18 protein-coding genes are annotated in these 16,386 nt (G+C 69.8%); 11 read left to right on the forward strand and 7 right to left on the reverse strand.

What is annotated here, in order from left to right; all coding sequences use genetic code 11:
* Positions 1-33: 33 nt before the first annotated feature.
* Positions 34-429, forward strand: a complete 396-nt coding sequence (locus FHT36_RS22285) for a DUF4189 domain-containing protein (RefSeq protein ID WP_169124659.1) — start codon at positions 34-36, stop codon at positions 427-429.
* Between the two features lie 9 nt (positions 430-438).
* On the opposite strand, the gene FHT36_RS22290 is transcribed toward FHT36_RS22285, so the two are convergent.
* Entirely contained in the window at positions 439-1,566 is a 1,128-nt protein-coding gene (locus tag FHT36_RS22290) for a site-2 protease family protein (RefSeq protein WP_169124660.1), read from the reverse strand.
* Positions 1,567-1,709: 143 nt separating this feature from the next.
* Between FHT36_RS22290 and FHT36_RS22295 the strand changes: the two genes are divergently transcribed.
* From FHT36_RS22295 to FHT36_RS22310, 4 genes are all read left to right on the forward strand, one after another.
* The gene (locus tag FHT36_RS22295) at positions 1,710-2,210 is read left to right on the forward strand and encodes a MarR family winged helix-turn-helix transcriptional regulator (RefSeq protein ID WP_169124661.1); all 501 of its coding nucleotides are present in this window, start codon (positions 1,710-1,712) and stop codon (positions 2,208-2,210) included.
* Positions 2,207-3,553, forward strand: a complete 1,347-nt coding sequence (locus FHT36_RS22300) for a multidrug effflux MFS transporter (RefSeq protein ID WP_348644547.1) — start codon at positions 2,207-2,209, stop codon at positions 3,551-3,553. Before FHT36_RS22295 ends, FHT36_RS22300 begins: the two co-directional genes overlap by 4 nt.
* A 115-nt stretch (positions 3,554-3,668) precedes the next feature.
* On the forward strand, positions 3,669-4,082 hold the full coding sequence (locus tag FHT36_RS22305) for a hypothetical protein (RefSeq protein WP_169124663.1): 414 nt from the start codon (positions 3,669-3,671) through the stop codon (positions 4,080-4,082).
* Between the two features lie 13 nt (positions 4,083-4,095).
* Complete coding sequence (locus FHT36_RS22310; RefSeq protein ID WP_169124664.1) at positions 4,096-4,701, forward strand: OmpA family protein; 606 nt, start codon at positions 4,096-4,098, stop codon at positions 4,699-4,701.
* Between the two features lie 112 nt (positions 4,702-4,813).
* Here FHT36_RS22310 and FHT36_RS24230 read toward each other — a convergent pair whose 3' ends face one another.
* Positions 4,814-5,521, reverse strand: a complete 708-nt coding sequence (locus FHT36_RS24230) for a hypothetical protein (RefSeq protein ID WP_210257929.1) — start codon at positions 5,519-5,521, stop codon at positions 4,814-4,816.
* 262 nt (positions 5,522-5,783) lie between these two features.
* Between FHT36_RS24230 and FHT36_RS22320 the strand changes: the two genes are divergently transcribed.
* Complete coding sequence (locus FHT36_RS22320; RefSeq protein WP_169124665.1) at positions 5,784-6,242, forward strand: hypothetical protein; 459 nt, start codon at positions 5,784-5,786, stop codon at positions 6,240-6,242.
* Positions 6,243-6,340: 98 nt separating this feature from the next.
* Here the strand turns inward: FHT36_RS22320 and denD are convergent, their stop codons facing one another.
* The 5 genes from denD to FHT36_RS22345 form a co-directional block, all read right to left on the reverse strand.
* Positions 6,341-7,318, reverse strand: a complete 978-nt coding sequence (gene denD, locus FHT36_RS22325; RefSeq protein WP_169124666.1) for a D-erythronate dehydrogenase — start codon at positions 7,316-7,318, stop codon at positions 6,341-6,343.
* Positions 7,319-7,338: 20 nt separating this feature from the next.
* Complete coding sequence (locus FHT36_RS22330) at positions 7,339-8,085, reverse strand: SDR family oxidoreductase (protein WP_169124667.1); 747 nt, start codon at positions 8,083-8,085, stop codon at positions 7,339-7,341.
* 29 nt (positions 8,086-8,114) lie between these two features.
* Positions 8,115-8,816, reverse strand: coding sequence for a GNAT family N-acetyltransferase (locus FHT36_RS22335; RefSeq protein WP_169124668.1), 702 nt, complete (start codon positions 8,814-8,816; stop codon positions 8,115-8,117).
* Positions 8,816-9,646 (reverse strand): oxaloacetate decarboxylase, encoded by an 831-nt coding sequence (locus FHT36_RS22340; RefSeq protein ID WP_169124669.1) that lies wholly within the window; start codon positions 9,644-9,646, stop codon positions 8,816-8,818. The genes FHT36_RS22335 and FHT36_RS22340 overlap by 1 nt, the downstream gene beginning before the upstream one ends.
* Positions 9,647-9,745: 99 nt before the next feature.
* Positions 9,746-11,596 (reverse strand): IlvD/Edd family dehydratase, encoded by a 1,851-nt coding sequence (locus FHT36_RS22345; protein ID WP_237355382.1) that lies wholly within the window; start codon positions 11,594-11,596, stop codon positions 9,746-9,748.
* 233 nt (positions 11,597-11,829) lie between these two features.
* Here FHT36_RS22345 and FHT36_RS22350 point away from each other — a divergent pair, with 233 nt between their 5' ends.
* Genes FHT36_RS22350 through FHT36_RS22370 form a run of 5 tightly spaced genes read left to right on the forward strand, consistent with a single transcriptional unit; the run spans position 11,830 to position 16,373 of the window.
* The gene (locus tag FHT36_RS22350) at positions 11,830-12,573 is read left to right on the forward strand and encodes an ABC transporter ATP-binding protein (protein ID WP_169124772.1); all 744 of its coding nucleotides are present in this window, start codon (positions 11,830-11,832) and stop codon (positions 12,571-12,573) included.
* A complete protein-coding gene (locus tag FHT36_RS22355; RefSeq protein ID WP_169124670.1) occupies positions 12,570-13,202 on the forward strand; it encodes an energy-coupling factor transporter transmembrane component T in 633 nt (210 codons plus the stop codon). Before FHT36_RS22350 ends, FHT36_RS22355 begins: the two co-directional genes overlap by 4 nt.
* Before the next feature lie 14 nt (positions 13,203-13,216).
* Complete coding sequence (locus FHT36_RS22360; RefSeq protein WP_169124671.1) at positions 13,217-13,792, forward strand: biotin transporter BioY; 576 nt, start codon at positions 13,217-13,219, stop codon at positions 13,790-13,792.
* Entirely contained in the window at positions 13,789-15,249 is a 1,461-nt protein-coding gene (locus FHT36_RS22365; protein ID WP_169124672.1) for an AMP-binding protein, read from the forward strand. Before FHT36_RS22360 ends, FHT36_RS22365 begins: the two co-directional genes overlap by 4 nt.
* The gene (locus tag FHT36_RS22370; protein WP_169124673.1) at positions 15,246-16,373 is read left to right on the forward strand and encodes a thiolase family protein; all 1,128 of its coding nucleotides are present in this window, start codon (positions 15,246-15,248) and stop codon (positions 16,371-16,373) included. The genes FHT36_RS22365 and FHT36_RS22370 overlap by 4 nt, the downstream gene beginning before the upstream one ends.
* The last annotated feature ends 13 nt before the right edge of the window (positions 16,374-16,386 follow it).

Consider the following 16,386-nt stretch of genomic DNA (forward strand, 5'->3'; position numbering starts at 1 on the left):
AGGTTAAGTTGGTTGACCGCAGGAGTGTTTCCCGTGAAGAATGTGGTCTACCTTCTCAGTCTGTCATTATTGACTTGCGCCCTGCCTTTGGGAGCAGCGCCCGCACATGCCGAATTCGCCATCGCCTGGGGTCAGAGAGACAGCCAGTTTTGGCATGGATGGGCAAAAAACAAAAAAACAGCAGCGGAGGCGAAAAAGATCGCCATGGACCTGTGCCAGAAGGGCGGCACGCGTGAATGCCGGCTGATCGTCACCGGCAACAAGCAGTGTGTCGCCCTTGCCGTTCCCGACAAGGGCAAGGCTGTCGGCTACTGGTCCAAGAAGTTCCTTCGGGGCGATGCGGAAACAGCGGCCGCAAACAGTTGCGAAGCCAAGGGCGTGACGTGTACCATTCGAATTGCATTCTGCGATGACTACGTGAAGCCGTGATATTCTAAATCAGATACTTGTGCCCTTCGTCCTCTCGGCCCGCGCGTCCCGTGCCACATGCACCATCATCAGCTCGCCGACATTTTCCGGCGTGAGCAGGCCCACGAGCCGGCCGCCGGGGGCGTCGAGCACGCCGACGGCGGGGACCTGGGCACTGGTGATGAGCTTCAGCGCCACATCGAGTTTCGAGCGCGCCTCGACGGTGGGGATGTCGTGCTGCATCACCTCGATGACGGGCGTGGTCGGCCCCTGCTCCTTCAGAGCCCGGATCATGGCGTCGCGGGTGAGCACGCCGCGCAGGTGGCCGGCGCCGTCCACCACCGGGAATTCCTTCTGGGTGGAGCGGATGAGCGCCTCCGCCGCATCGTCCACGGTGGATTGCGGCCCCAGCGTCTCGAAATGGGTGATCATGGCGTCGGCCACGATATGCCCGCGCGAGGCCTCCCTCAGCTGCACCTGCCCGGCCTCGCCGGAAGCGGCGAGGAAGACGAAGACACCGATGATCATCAGCATCGGATTGGTGAAGATGCCCAGCAGCCCGAGGCCGATGGCGAGGCCCTGGCCGATGGAGGCGGCGAGGGCGGTGGCGCGGGCAAAACCCATCCTCATGGCGAGGAGCGCGCGCAACACCCGCCCGCCGTCCATGGGGAAGGCAGGGATGAGGTTGAACAGCACGAGGAAGATGTTGGCGCCCGCGAGCTTGACCAGCATGGACGTGCCGGGGTCCTCGACCTTCGCCAGATCCTCCGCCTTCAGGTCGCCGCCCGTGAGGGTGAGGCTCAGCACCGCCAGCAGCACGACGGCGATCACCACGTTCACCGCCGGCCCGGCGATGGCCACCACCAGCTCCTGCGAGGGCTTCTCCGGGATGCGCTCCAGATTGGCGATGCCACCGAACGGCCAGAGCGTGATGTCCGGCGTCTTCACCCCGTAGCGGCGGGCGGCGAAGACGTGCCCCAGCTCGTGCAGCAGCACGCAGAAGAACAGCAGCGCCACGAACAGCACGCCCTCCCACGCCGCCTGCGACCCGCCGGACCGGTAATAGGCCGCCCAGATCCACACCAGGAACAGGAGGAAGGTCACGTGGATGCGGATGGCGGTCTCGCCGAGGCGGCCGATGGTCAGGGACCAGGGCATTCGAAGTCTCCCTGAGGGATGTCGCTCCACACATAGCGCCTCGGGCCGGCCGCGCAATGACGGGTGCCAGGGCTCGCGGAATTGTCGCTGCAGGGAGGATTGCACCTCTTGTTGATAAGGTAAGCTTATTATATTGTGACCTTATGGATCACCCTCTTCCCGTCCCGACCCCGCAGCTCGGCTTCATGCTCGTGGACGCCGGTCGCCTCTACCGGGCCCGCATGGACGGCGCCTTCGAGCATGCCGGCCTCGGCCTGACCCCCGGGGAGGCGCGGGCGCTGGCCTACGTCAATATCCATCGCGGCCTGCGCCAGACGGCCCTGGCGGAGAAGATGAGCGTGGAGCCGATGACGCTCGTCGGCTTCCTCGACCGGCTGGAAGGCCTCGGCCTGGTGGTCCGCGAGAGCGATCCCACCGACCGGCGGGCCAAGATCGTCGTGCTGACGCCGGCCGCGCAGCCCTATCTCGAAGGCGTCGAGCTGGCGGCCAGCAAGGTCCGCGCGGATGCCACGCGCGGCTTTTCCGACGAAGAGCGCGCCCAGCTCCGCGACTTCCTCGACCGCATCCGCGGCAACCTCGCCCGCGAATGCATGAGCCGCGAGGGCGCATCGCGCGAGACCCGCACGAAGGAGGCGCGTCGGTGACGGCGACCCATTCCGCAGAGGCCCCGACGCCGCCCGCGCCGCTCATGACCGAGCGCGAGGTGTCCATCATCGGCGGCATGATGGTCATGCTCGGCCCGGTCAGCCTCTCGCTCTACACGCCGGCTTTGCCGACTTTGGTGGAGGTGTTCGGCACGTCCATCGCGACGGTGAAGCTCACCCTCACCGTCTTCTTCTTCGGCTTCGCCGTGTCGCAGCTGATCTGCGGGCCGCTTTCCGATGCCTATGGCCGGCGGCCGGTGGCGCTCGGCTTCTTCGGCATCTACCTGTCGGGGGCGGTGGTTGCCATGCTGGCCCCCACCATCGGCTGGCTGGTGGCCGGGCGCATCCTGCAGGGCATCGGCGCGGCGGCGGGCATCGCTCTGTCCCGCGCGCTGGTGCGCGACCAATATACGGGGCAGGCCTCGGCGCGGGTGATGAACCTCATCGGCACCATCCTCGCCATCGGTCCGGCCATCTCGCCCACCATTGGCGGCTTCCTGCTCGGCGCCTTCGGCTGGCATTCGGTGTTCGTGGCCATGACCTGTTTCGGCCTCGCCTTGATGACGCTGCTGCTGCTGCGCGTGCCGGAGACCAACCGCACACCCGACCCGCGCCTTGCCGCCCCGCGCGCGGTGGCGGCGAGCTATCGTCGCCTCCTCAGCGACCGCGGCTTCATGCGCGCCGCGCTCACTGCCGGCTCCGCGCTGGGCGGCATCTACACGCTGGCGGCGGCGCTGCCCTTCGTGCTCATCGATCGGGTGGGGCTCTCGCCCACGCAATTCGGCGTCGCCATGATGATGCAGACCGGCGCCTTCATGTTCGGCACCCTCATCGCCCGCCCGCTGCTCAACCGCTTCAAGGCGCAGCAGCTCATCCTGCCCGGACTGCTGCTGGTGCTCACCGGGGCCATCGCCATGGCGGTGGGCCCGCATGTGGTGGCGCTCTCGACCCTGAGCGTGATGCTGCCCATCTCCTTCTGGGCCTGCGGCTGCGCGCTGCTGCTGCCCGGCTGCACCACCAATGCGCTGGCCCGCTTCGGCTCCATCGCCGGCGCCGCCTCCGCGCTCACCGGCTTCCTGCAGATCGGCAGCGGCTTCATCGGCACGTCCATCTCGGCGCTGCTGCCCTCGCCGCTGCTGGCCATGACCATCCTCGTGCCCGCCATGGCGGTGATGGCGCTCACCATCCACCTCGTGCTCGCGCCGCGCCGCGAGGCCGCGCCGCTGGAGGTCGAGCCCGCCCGTGACCTCGCCCCCGATCTGGAGCTCGCCGCCGATCCGCTCGGCCTCGTCGGGGCGTCCGGCGACGAGATCGAGGCAGGCACTTACCGTCGGGCATCCTGAACACGCCACGCCCGCGCCCCCGGTTGGTTGACCAAGCGGGAGGTGGAGTGGTCAATTCCCCCTCGGCTCGCGAATCCGGGCTATGGGGGGACATATGAAACTTCGAGGATTGGCCTTGGCGGCCCTGATCGCGCTCGGCGCGGCAGGCGCCGCCGGCAGCGCCCAGGCTCAGACCATGAGTTACGCGCAGGCCGCTGGACTTCTGGCGCAGCATTGCGGCGAAGACATCATGAAGGTCTGCCGTGGCCAGAACCTGGGCAATGGCGCCATCTACAATTGCCTGAGCCAGAATGTGAGCCGCCTCTCGCCCGCATGTGCCGCCAACCATGAGGGCATCCGCCAGATGACCGAGGCGCGCGCCGCTGCCCAGCTCGAGGTCCACAAGGTGTGCGACCGCGACCGCGCCCAGTATTGCCCCGGCCTCGTGCCCGGCGACGGCAACATCGTCTCGTGCCTGCTCGAAGCCTCCAAGGTGGTGAGCCAGGCCTGCACGAGCGCCCTCATCAACGCCGGCTACAATCAGCAGTGAGGGGGAGGGACACATGAAGATCCAGATGCGTTCCGTCCTGCTGCTCTCGGCGGCCCTCATGGCCCCCGTGGCGCTCGCCGCGCCGGCGTCCGCCCAGGCCGTCACCTCCAACGCCCAGATCGTGCAGGGCCTTCAGGCCAGCGTCGCCGACGTGCCGAACGTCTCGGCCGAGGCGCTGCGCGGCCTCGCCGTCGCGCACATGAAGTATACCGGCCCGCCCGAGAGCCGCCCGCCGCTGGCCATCCAACTGGACCAACTGGCGCAGATCAACGTGGAGATCGAGTTCGATCTCAATTCCGCGATGATCAAGCCCTCGTCCTACCGGACGCTTGGCTCCATCGCCGATGCCATGCACAATCCGATCCTGCTCGGCTACAAGTTCCTCGTGGTAGGCAACACCGACACCACCGGCACCCGCGAGATCAATCTCAAGCTCAGCCAGGAACGCGCCGACGCGGTGATGCAGGCGCTCGCCACCACCTTCCGCGTGGACCCGCGCCGGCTCCAGGCCGTGGGCCTCGGCGAGGAAAACCTGCAGGACGTGAAGCATCCACAAGCCGCCATCAACCGGCGTGTGCAGATCTTCAACCTGGGCAGCACGGGCGTCCTCACTCCCTGATCCTGCCGCATCTTCAACAAAAGAACGCCGCCGCCGGGCATCCCCGACGGCGGCGTTCCTGTTTCCAGAGACCTCGAGAGGGCCGAAATGCCGGCCCGTCTCAGGTCGGGTCTCACGCCTTCTTGGCGCGGGCCGGCTTGGCAGCCTTCGACGCGGCCTTGGCCGGAGCCTTGGCGACGGGGGCGGGCGCCGTCTTCACGGCCGCAGCCTTGGCGCGGGCCGCCTTCGGAGCGGGAGCCTTGGGAGCGGGGGCCTTGGGGGCGGGCGCGGCCTTCGGAGCAGCGGCCTTGGGAGCGGCAGTCTTCGGGGCGGCAGGGGCCTTGGCGGCAGCGGTCTTGGGCGCCTTGGCGACCTTGGGGGCCGCAGCCTTCGTCTCGGTGACCTTGGGCTCGGCGGCCTTCGCAGCAGCCTTCGGCGCCGCCTTGGGAGCCGCGGCCTTGGGCGCCTTGGCGGGGGCGGCAGCCTTCGGAGCCGCAGCCTTCACCGCGGTCGCCTTGGGAGCGGCGGTCTTCGGCGCGGCGGTCTTGGGAGCAGCAGCCTTGGGCGCAGCAACCTTGGCGGCCGCCTTCGGGGCCGCAGCCTTCACCGCGGGCGTCTTGGCCGGCGCCTTCGGGGCGGCAGGCTTCGCAGTGGCGGTCTTGGCAGCGGCGGTCTTCGCGGCAGCGGTCTTCGCAGCAGGCTTGGGCTTGTCGGGGGACTGGGTCAGAGCGGAAGCCGCGAGCGACTTGATCTCCGCGTGGGTGAGGCTGCCCGGATCGCGAAGGGCCTTCGCGGCGAGGCTGCTCACTTCGTCACTGGTGACTTCCGGCTTCTTGGCCATGACTCTTCTCCGAAATTCTACGCGCCGGCGCGAATTCCTTGTCGAATCACGACATTCGCCAGCATGTGATCCATCCCCCGGAAAATTTTCGGAATGGTTAACGCCAGTCTTATCAGTGCGTTCCCGCGCGGGGGCGCACGCCCTCCGGCGGCGCCGGGGAGGGTGTCACACCCTCGTCCCACCATCGGTCTAGGGTGCCGAATCAGCAGCGGGCGCGGGGGCGCGATGCTCTCCGTTTCCCGTTATAGATGAAGGGGTTGACATGCCCGGCCGTCCGACCGTGCTCTTCCTGTGCCCCGATAATGGGGCCCTCAGCCTGATGGCCGAGGCGGTGGCGCTCCATCGCCATCCCGACCTGCGCCCCTTCAGCGCCGCCGCGACGACACCGGGCAGTGTCGATCACGCTCTCGTCGCCGCGCTGGAGGACGAGGACGTTCCGGCCGATGGCCTCTCCGCCAAGCCGGCCGGGGTGTTTCTGCTCTCCGGCGCGCCGCGCCTCGATGTGGTGGTGGCGCTGGGCGAGGCGAGCCGGCGGGCCATCCGCCGCCAGCCCTTCCTCGGCCTGTTGCGGCTGGAGACCTGGGGCCTCGCGGAAGTGGTCCGCAGCCTGCCGGCGCCAGCCCGCCGCAGTGCCTATCGCCGTCTCCTGCCGGAAATCGGCGCCGCCATCGCGCGGCTGGAGGAGCGCATCGCGCTCCGCCTCTCCGGGGTCGCCGCGTAGCGCCTTGCATTGCTTTCGCTCAGGCGCCGCGCGGGCTTTTGGCGTTGCCTCCGCTCAAGCGCCGCGCGGGCTGGGATTGCCCGCGCGAAACGCCGGCCTCAGTCGGCGATCTTGCCGCCCAGCTCGTCCTCGATATGGATGCGGATGATCTCCTCGAAGGAGCTTTCCGCCTTGAAGCCCAGCGCCGTCGCGCGGGCGGCGTCGAACTTGCGCGGCCAGCCGGAGACGATGGTCTCGATCACCGGGTCCGGCACCTTCTTGATGCGCCCCACCGCCTTGTCGCCGGCGACCTTGCGCAACGCCTCGATCTGCTCGCCCACCGTCACGGCGAGGCCGGGCATGGTGAGGTTGCGGCGGGTGCCCACGCTGGCGCCGTCGAGGGTGGCGGCGTGGATGAGGAAGCCCACCGCCGAGCGCGGCGAGGCGTGCCAGTGCATCACCTCTTCCGACACGGGCAGGATGGCCTCCTGTCCCGCAAGCGGCTCCCGGATGATGCCGGAGAAGAAGCCGGAGGCCGCCTTGTTCGGCAGGCCCGGCCGCACGCAGATGGTGGGCAGGCGGATGCCGATGCCGTCGAAGAAGCCGCGCCGGGTGTAGTCCGCCAGCAGCAGCTCGCCCATGGCCTTTTGCGTGCCGTAGGAGGTGAGCGGCGTGTGGAAATATTCGTCCGGGATCGCCTCAGGGAAGGGCGCGCCGAACACCGCGATGGACGAGGTGAAGACGAGGCGGGGCGTATAGCCCTCGATCACCCGCACCGCGTCGAACAGATGGCGCGTGCCGTCGAGATTGATGCGGTAGCCCTTCTCGAAATCCGCTTCAGCCTCGCCGGAGACGATGGCGGCGAGATGCAGGATCACGTCCGGCCGGTCCGCCACCAAAGCCGCCGCCTCGCCGGGCACGGAGAGGTCGGAGACGCGGGTGTCGATGGGAAAGGGCGCCTCGGGCGGCTTCGGCGTCACCACGTCGTGGGCGGTGATGCGGGTGATGGGCGTGCCGCCGAGGCGGCCGTCGCGGGCGAGACGCTCGATGAGCTTGCGGCCGACCATGCCGGCGCCGCCGATGACCAGAATGTGCATCTTGGAAAATCCCCTCGCGCTCAGAGCGCCCAGCCGCCGTCGATGATGTGGATCTGCCCCGTGGTGAAGGCGCTTTCATCGGAGGCGAGATAGAGGGCGAGCGCGGCGATCTCCTCCGGCGTGCCGAGGCGCCCCATGGGCTGGCGGCCGACGAAATCGGCGCGCACCTGCTCCAGCGAGCGGCCGGTCTGGGTCGAGACGGCGGCGATGCGCTCGTCCAGCGAGGGCGACTGGATGGTGCCGGGGCAGATGGCGTTGGCGCGCACGCCCTTCAGGATGAAATCCGCAGCCACCGCCTTGGTGAGGCCGATCACCGCCGCCTTGGTGGTGCCGTAGGCGTAGCGGTTCGGCACGCCGCGGATGGAGGAGGCCGCCGAGGCGATGTTGACGATGGAGCCCTTCCCCTTCTCCAGCATGCCCGGCAGGAAGGCGGAGATGGTGCGGTGCATGGACTTCACATTGAGGTCGAAGGAGAAGTCCCAGTCCTTCTCGCTGGTGTCGAAGATGGTGCCCTGGTGCACGTAGCCGGCGGCGTTGACCAGCACGTCCACGGGGCCGATTTCCTTGGCGAGCGCCGTCACCGCGTCGGTGGAGAGAACGTCCAGCCCCCGCGTCTGCGTGCCCGCGAGGCCGGCGAGCTTGCCGACGTCGAGGTCGGTGGCGATGACGCTCGCGCCCTCGCGCACGAAGGTCTCCGCGATGGCGCGGCCGATGCCCTGTCCCGCCGCCGTCACCAGCGCGGTCTTGCCCTGAAGTCGTCCACCCATGTCATGTCCTCTTTCATTGTCGCGCGGGGTCACAGAGCCGCGCGAATGTCCTCCAGCCGCCGGACCTGGCGGCCATCCTCATTGAAATTCTCCGGCGCGAGCCACGCCTCGAAGGCCGCCTTGGCGCGCGGCCATTCGTGGTCGAGCAGCGAGAACCAGGCGGTGTCCCGGTTGCGGCCCTTGACGATCATGTGCTGGCGAAACAGCCCCTCGAAGGTGAAGCCGAGCCGCGCCGCCGCCTGCCGGGAGGGGGCATTGAGCGCGTTGCACTTCCATTCGTAGCGGCGGTAGCCGAGCGCCTCGAAGGCGTGGCGGGCCATGAGATACATGGCTTCCGTCGCCCCCCGCGTGCGCTGCAGCGCGGGGGTGTAGAGGATGTTGCCCACCTCGATCACGCGCTGTGCCGACTCGATGCGCATGTAGGTGGCATGGCCCACCGCCCGGCCGCCCTCGGCTTCCTCGATGGCGAAGAGCAGCGGGTCCGCTTTCTTCGCGGCCTCGCCATAGAAGGCGGTGAAGGCGGCTTCGTTGGGAAAGGGCGCGGGGGAAAGATAGGCCCAGAGCGCCTCCTTGTCCGGCCCGTGGGACAGAGCGAAGAGCGAGGCCGCATGCCGGGGCGCGTCGAATGGCACGAGGCGGACGTGGCGGCCCTCCAGTGTCGTCGGCTCGGGCCGGCGGGCGGGGGCGGTGTCCACGGGCGCGCCGAGGGGGATGGACGGATCGCCGGACATCACTTGTCGCCCCCGGCGCGGAAGAAGCCGTTGATCTCGGCGAAGGGCACCGCGTCCGCGAATTTCTGGAAAGTGCCGGCGTCGCGGATCTCCTCCACTGAGGCGATGAAGGCGCCCCAGGCCACGCGGCTCAAGGTGCTGCCGACGCTGATGCGGCGCGCGCCGAGCCCGGCAAGGTCGGCGACGGAGAGGCCCGTCGCGCCCGGCATCAGCACGTTCACCGGCAGCGGCGCCACCGCTTCCACCACGGCGGAGATGTCGTCCCGTGTCCTGATGCCCGGCGCATAGAGGCAGTCCGCCCCCGCCGCCGCATAGGCCTTCAGGCGGGTGATGACCTCGTTCAGGTCGGTCCGGCCCACCAGGAAGCATTCGGCGCGGGCGGTGAGGATCACATCCGCGCCGGTGGCGTCGATGGCCTTGCGCGCCGCGCGCACCCGCGCCACCGCGGTGTCGAGATCGTAAAGCGGGTGCGCGGCATCCCCCGTCGCGTCCTCGATGGAGAGGCCGGACACGCCGGTTTCGACGCACAGGGTGACGCTCTCGGCGACGCCGGCCGGATCGGGCGCATAGCCCGCCTCGAAGTCCGCATTCATGGGCAGGGAGGTGGCCGCGACCAGATCGGCGATGTGGGCCAGCATCTCGTCCCGCCCCACGGCGCCGTCCGGGCGGCCGGTGGAGAAGGCGTAGCCCGCGCTGGTGGTGGCGAGCGCCTTAAAGCCGGCGGCTTCGAGATAGCGCGTCGTGCCCACGTCCCAGGGGTTGGGCAGCACGAAGCAGCCGCTCTCGTGGAGCGTGCGGAAGGCGCGGCGCTTTTCGGCGGGCGAGGTCATGATGTCATTCCCGTGCGCCGCCGGGGCGTGGCGGCGGGGTGGGAGATTAGGACCGGGGCGGGCGGACGGGAAAGACCCGTCCACCCGTCCGCATCGCGATCAGTGGTTGTCGCGCGGCACGCCCATGGTCTGGGCGATGTGCTGGTATTTCACGGCCGGCTTCAGCACCATGCCCTCGTCGAACTGGGCCACCATGGAGCGCTGGATCTCCTGCCACGGGGTCTGGCTCTCCGGCGCCTTGTAGCCGCCATGGCCCTGAAGGTCGGCGCGGCGCTGGGCGAGCTCTTCCGGCGAGATCAGGATATCGGCGGTGCAGGTGTTGAGGTCGATGCGCACCCGGTCGCCGGTCCGGAGCAGCGCAAGGCCGCCGCCCGCCGCCGCTTCCGGCGAGGCGTTGAGGATGGAGGGCGAGCCCGAGGTGCCGGACTGGCGGCCGTCGCCGATGCAGGGCAGGGCATGGATGCCCTTCTTGATGAGGGCGGCCGGCGGCTGCATGTTCACCACCTCCGCGCCGCCGGGATAGCCCAGCGGGCCGGTGCCGCGGATGAACAGCAGGGTGTATTCGTCGATCCCGAGGGAGGGATCGTCGATGCGGTGGTGGTAGTCCTCCGGCCCGTCGAACACCACGGCGCGGCCCTCGAAAGCCTCCGGGTCGTTGGGGTTGGAGAGGAAGCGCGCGCGGAACTCCTCGGAGATCACCGAGGTCTTCATCACCGCGTTGTCGAACAGGTTGCCGTGCAACACGATGAAGCCGGCATCCTCCTTGAGCGGCGCGTCATAGGCCTTGATGACCTCGCGGTCCCAGGAGAGCTTGCCCTTGCAGTTCTCGCCCATGGTGCGCCCGTTCACGGTGAGCGCGCCTTCGTGGATCTTGCCCTTCTCGATCAGCTCCGCCACCACTGCCGGCACGCCGCCCGCGCGGTGGAATTCCTCGCCGAGATATTCGCCGGCGGGCTGGAGGTTCACCAGCAGCGGGATCTTGTGGCCGACGCTCTGCCAGTCATCCACCGAGAGCGGCACGCCCACATGGCGGGCGATGGCGTTGAGGTGGATGGGGGCGTTGGTGGAGCCGCCGATGGCGCTGTTCACGCGGATGGCGTTCTCGAACGCCTCGCGGGTGAGGATGTCGGAGGGCTTGAGGTCCTCCCACACCATGTCCACGATGCGCTTGCCGGTCTCGTAGGCGATCTGCCCGCGCTCGCGATAGGGCGCGGGGATGGCGGCGCAGCCGGGCAGGGACATGCCGAGGGCTTCCGCCAGCGCGTTCATGGTGGAGGCGGTGCCCATGGTGTTGCAGTGGCCCACCGACGGAGCGGAGGAGGCCACCACATTCATGAACTCATCATAGTCGATCTCGCCGGCGGCGAAGCGCTCGCGGTTCTTCCACACCACGGTGCCGGAGCCGGTGCGCTCGCCCTTCCACCAGCCGTTCAGCATCGGCCCGCCCGAGAGCACGATGGCCGGGATGTTCACGGTGGCGGCGGCCATGATGCAGGCCGGGGTGGTCTTGTCGCAGCCGGTGGTCAGCACCACGCCGTCAAGCGGGTAGCCGTAGAGGATTTCCACGAGGCCGAGATAGGCAAGGTTGCGGTCCAGCGCGGCGGTGGGGCGCTTGCCGGTCTCCTGGATGGGATGGACCGGAAACTCGAACGGCACGCCGCCCATGGCCTCGATGCCCGCGCGCACGCGGTGGGCGAGGTCCAGATGGTGGCGATTGCACGGGGAGAGGTCCGAGCCGGTCTGGGCGATACCGATGATGGGCTTGCCGGACTGCAATTCCTCGCGGGTGAGGCCGAAATTGAGATACCGCTCCAGATAGAGCGCGGTCATGCCGGGATTGTCCGGATTGTCGAACCACAGCTGCGACCTGAGCTTCAGGCCGTGCTTTTCGGGCTGGTCGCCCTTGTGCTCGATCGTTCCCTTTTTTCCCTGGTCGGCAGGACCGGACATGGCTTTCTCCACTGCTCCAGCGTTCGGGTGCGCCGGATTTTAATCGATTTGATCGGCGGGATTTATGCGCCCGGCCGGCGCGGAAATCAATCCGCGAATGCCGCTCGCGCAGTGTGCAATGCACCCTTCGGGCGCCTCCCATACCGATGGCGCTCTTGCCTCAATGCGCGAACCGTTTATCGGAGGAACGCGATCGAGGAGAGGTCATGAGCGAGATGCCCGCCGCCGCCGACATGCGCCCCGCCACCGCGCCCTTCGCGCGGCTCGCTGGCGTCGAGGTGACGCGTGGCGCGCGCACGGTCTTCTCCAATCTCAGCCTCACCCTCACCGAGCGGCGCATCGGCCTCGTCGGCGACAACGGCTCCGGCAAGTCCACTTTGCTGCGGCTGCTCAACGGGCTGATCCTGCCGGACGCCGGCACGGTGACGGTGGAGGGCCTCGACACCCGCCGTCACCGCCGCAAGCTGCCGGCGACGGTGGGCTTCGTGTTCCAGAATGTGGACCATCAGATCATCTTCCCGTCGGTTCGGGAGGAGATCGCCTTTGGTCCCATCCAGCAGGGCACGCCCAAGTCCGAGGCCAATGCGGCGGCCGACCGGCTGCTCGCCCGCCACGGCTGCGCCGGCTGGGGCGATCGGGCGGTGTCGGATCTGTCCGAGGGGCAGAAGCAGCTGGTCTGCATCCTCTCGGCGCTGGCCGCCGGCCCCTCGGTGCTGCTGCTGGACGAGCCCTTCTCCAGCCTCGACCTCACCACCCGCCTCACCCTCGCCTCGCGCCTCGGGGCGCTGGACGTGACCCTGGTGATGGCGAGCCACGACGTGGACCTGTTCGCGGGCTTCGATCGCGTCATCTGGCTGAAGGGCGGGGAGGTGGCGGCGGACGGCGCGCCGGACGAGATCGTGCCGCTCTACGAGGCCGATGCGCGGGCCCGCGCCGAGATCGCCGTAGCCCGCTCGTCCGGGAGGGCGCTGCCGTGATCGCCGGCTATCTCTCCGGCCGCAGCCTGCTGCATCGTCTGCCCGCCGGGGCGAAGCTGATCGCGCTCGCGGTGCTCTCCGTGCTGATCGTGCCGCTGGACAGCCCGGTGCTGCTGGCCATGGCACTCGCCGCCGTGCTCATCGTCTATTCCAGCTTCGGCCGGCCGGGGCTCCGCCGGCTGGCCCAGTGGCGCAGCCTTGCGCCGCTGCTCGTGGTCATCTTCGCGCTGCAGGTGTGGGCGGCATCCGTCGAGGTGGCGCTGGCGAGCGTGCTGCGCATCGCCGTGATGGTGCTGCTCGCCGATCTCGTCACCCTCTCCACCCGCCTGCAGGACATGATGGACGCGCTGGCGCTGCCCATGCGCCCGCTCAAGCGCTTCGGGCTTGATCCGGAGCGCATCGCGCTGGCGGTGGCGCTGGTGCTGCGCTTCGTCCCGGTGCTGCTCGACACCTGGCGGGGGCGCGAGGAAGCCTGGCGGGCGCGCAGCTCACGCCGGCCGGGGCTGCCCCTCATCGGCGCCTTCTTCTCCGGCGCGCTCGCCATGTCCGATCAGGTGGCGGAAGCCCTCGACGCCCGCGGCTTCGGTGCCCCGCGGCGTCCGCGCGCCGCCCGCAAGCCCAAGATTTGAAAGGGGACAGGCCCATGGAAAACCCGACATTTGAAACGCGCACCCTCGTGCGCATCGCTTTGATCGCCGCGCTCATTGCCGCGCTCGGCTTCGTGCCGCCCCTCTATCTGCCCCTCGCGGCCGGCGTGCCCATCACCGCCCAGAGCCTCGGCGTCATGCTCGCCGGCCTGCTACTCGGCTCCCGTGCCGGGGCGGCGGCGGTGGGGCTGTTCGTCTTCGTGGTGCTGCTCGGCGCGCCGCTGCTCTCCGGCGGGCGCGGCGGCCTCGGCGTGCTGGCAAGCCCGACCGCCGGCTTCCTCATTGGCTACGTCGCCGGCGGCTATGTCACCGGCCTCGTTGCCGAGCGCCTCGCCGCCCGCAACCTGCCGGCGCTGGCGACGGCGCTGATCGCGGCCATCACCGGCGGCATCCTCACCGTCTATGCGTTCGGCATTCCCGGGCTGGCGATGATGGCCCATATCAGCCTCGCCAAGGCCTTCATCGGTGCGACCGTCTTCGTGCCGGGCGATCTCATCAAGGCGGTGGGCGCCGCCGTGCTCGCCACCACGGTGCTGCGCAACTGGTCGGTCGCGGCCCCGCACCGGCCGTGAGCATCACGCGCCACCTCGCCCGCCACGCTCTGGTGCGGCCGGAGGCGCCGGCCCTTACCTGCGGCGGCGAAACGCTCACCTATGCCGCGCTTGACGCGCTGGTGGCGCGCTGCGCGACGCGGTTCGCGGCAGCGCCGGCGGGCGGTATCGGGCTCGATCTGCCCAATGGCGCGGCCCTCGCCATCCTGTTCCTCGCGGCGGCCCGTGCGGGGCGGGAGGCGCAGATCCTCGATCCCGGCTGGCCGGAGGAACAGCGCCGGCAGGTGCTGGAACGGGTTAAGCCCGGCCTCCTCGTGAGCGCGCAAGCGGGCGACATCCGCCTTGATCCGGGGCAGGGTGCGGCGGGGCTCGCCGAGGCGATCGGCGCCGGCCCCGTGGAGGCGATCACGGAGCCCGATCCGGACCTGCCCTTCTATGTGGGCTTCACCTCCGGCTCCACGGGCCTGCCCAAGGGCTATCGCCGGGCGCACCATTCGTGGACCGCGAGCTTCGATGCGGACACAGTGGAATTCGGCATCGGCCGCGGGGACGTGATCCTCGCCCCCGGCGCGCTCACCCACTCGCTCTTCCTCTATGCGCTGGCGCGCGGCATCGATGCCGGGGCCCATGTGCTGCTCTCCCCGAGCTTCCGCCCCCGCATCGCCGCAGAGCTCGCCCGCGCTCATGGCGCCACCGTGCTCTATGGCGTGCCCACGCAGATCGCGCTGCTGCTGGACCATCTCGCCGCCGAGGGCGAGACCCTGCCGGGCCTGCGCCTCGTGCTCTGCTCCGGCGCGAAATGGCCGCCGGGGCGGCGGCAGATGCTGGCGCACCGCATGCCCAATGCCGCCTTCGCGGAATTCTACGGCGCCTCCGAACTCTCCTTCGTCACCGTGGCGAAGGAGGCGGAAAAGGTGCCGGCCGGCTCGGTGGGCCGCGCCTTTGCGGGCGTGCGCCTCTCCATCCGCGATGCGGCCGGGCGGCGGCTGCCGGTGGGGCGCACGGGGCGGGTGTTCGTGGCGAGCCCCTTCCTGTTCATGAACTACGCCACCGGCGACAGCCCGGACCTTTATGTGAGCGGCGACGAAGTGAGCGTCGGCGACATGGGCTTCCTCGACGATGCCGGCTTCCTCCACCTCGTCGGCCGCTCGCGGCGGATGATCGTCACCTCGGGCAAGAACCTCTTTCCCGAGGAGGTGGAGCGCGTGCTGGAGACCCACCCCGCCATCGCCGCGGCTGCCGTGCTGGGGATGGCGGACGGCAAGCGGGGCGAGCGGCTGGTGGCGTTCCTTTCGCTTGCCGAAGGTGAGGCGCCCACCCGCGCGGACCTCATCGGCTTCCTCAAATCCCGCCTGCCTTTGTTCAAGGTGCCGCGCCTCTATGCACAGGTAGCCGACTGGCCGCTGACGCCCACGGGGAAGACGGATTTCCCCGCCATCGCCCGCCTGTGGCCCGACCGCTGCGAGCTTCTGCCATGAGGGTCGCGCTCCTCGCCGCCATGCGCACGGCGGTGGCCCCGCGCGGCGGCGCCTTTCGCGATGTGCCGGCCCACAAGCTGGCTGCGGCGCTGATCGGCCCGGTGCTGGAGGCGGCTGGCGTGGCGCCGGACGCGGTGGACGAGGTGATCCTCGGCAATGCCCTCTCCGGCGGCGGCAACATGGCCCGCGTCGCCGCGCTGGCGGCGGGACTGCCGGAAAGCGTGCCGGCGCTCACCCTCGACACCCAATGCTGCTCCGGCCTCGATGCCATCCGCTTGGGCGCGGCGCGCATCGCGGCGGGGGAGGCGCGCTATGTGCTGGCGGGCGGAGCGGAGAGCTTCAGCACCGCGCCGCTGCGCGCCCACCGTCCGCGGGAGAAGGACGGGGCGCCGGATTTCTATCGCCAGCCGGCTTTCACCCCCTGGCCGGAACATGAGATCGCCCTCGATGCCTCGGCCGCCGGCATGGCTGAGGCGGAAGGCCTCTCCCGCGCCGAGCAGGAGGCGTTCGCCGCCGAGAGCCACCGCCGGGCGCTGGCGGTGCCGCCTGCGGATGGCGAGATCGTACCGGTGGCCGGCCTTGCCGCCGATGCCTTCGCGCGGCGCCTCTCGCCGGCCCTGATGGCGCGCCTGCCGGTGCTGGCGGGCGACGCCGCCCATGGCGTCACCGCCGCGACCATCGCGGTGGAGGCGGATGCGGCCGGCCTCGTGCTGCTGGGGCCCGCGCGGGCCGGGGACGTGACGATTGCCGGGGGCCTGGCGCGTGGAGGAGACCCGCTCGTGCCTGCGCTTGCGCCCATCGCGGCGGTGGAGGCCCTGTGCGCCCGCCTCGGCATCGCACCGGGCGCCATCGACCTTGTGGAGCTGATGGAGGCCTATGCGGCGCAGGCTTTGGTCGCCATTCGCTGGCTGGGGCTCGATCCGTCGCGGGTGAATGCGGGGGGCGGCGCATTGGCGCGGGGCCATCCCATCGGCGCGTCGGGTGCAATCCTGGCGGTACGGGCGTATCATCGGTTGAGAGCGATGGAGACAGGCCGCGCGCTGTGTGCCATCGCCGGTGCCGGTGGCATCGCCACCGCCTTGATGCTGGACCGGGACGGAACCGGCCCGGCGTGCGACCGTTGAGCCCGGGTTCCGG

Source organism: Xanthobacter sp. SG618 (genome assembly GCF_012932745.1).
Classification (GTDB): domain Bacteria; phylum Pseudomonadota; class Alphaproteobacteria; order Rhizobiales; family Xanthobacteraceae; genus Xanthobacter; species Xanthobacter flavus.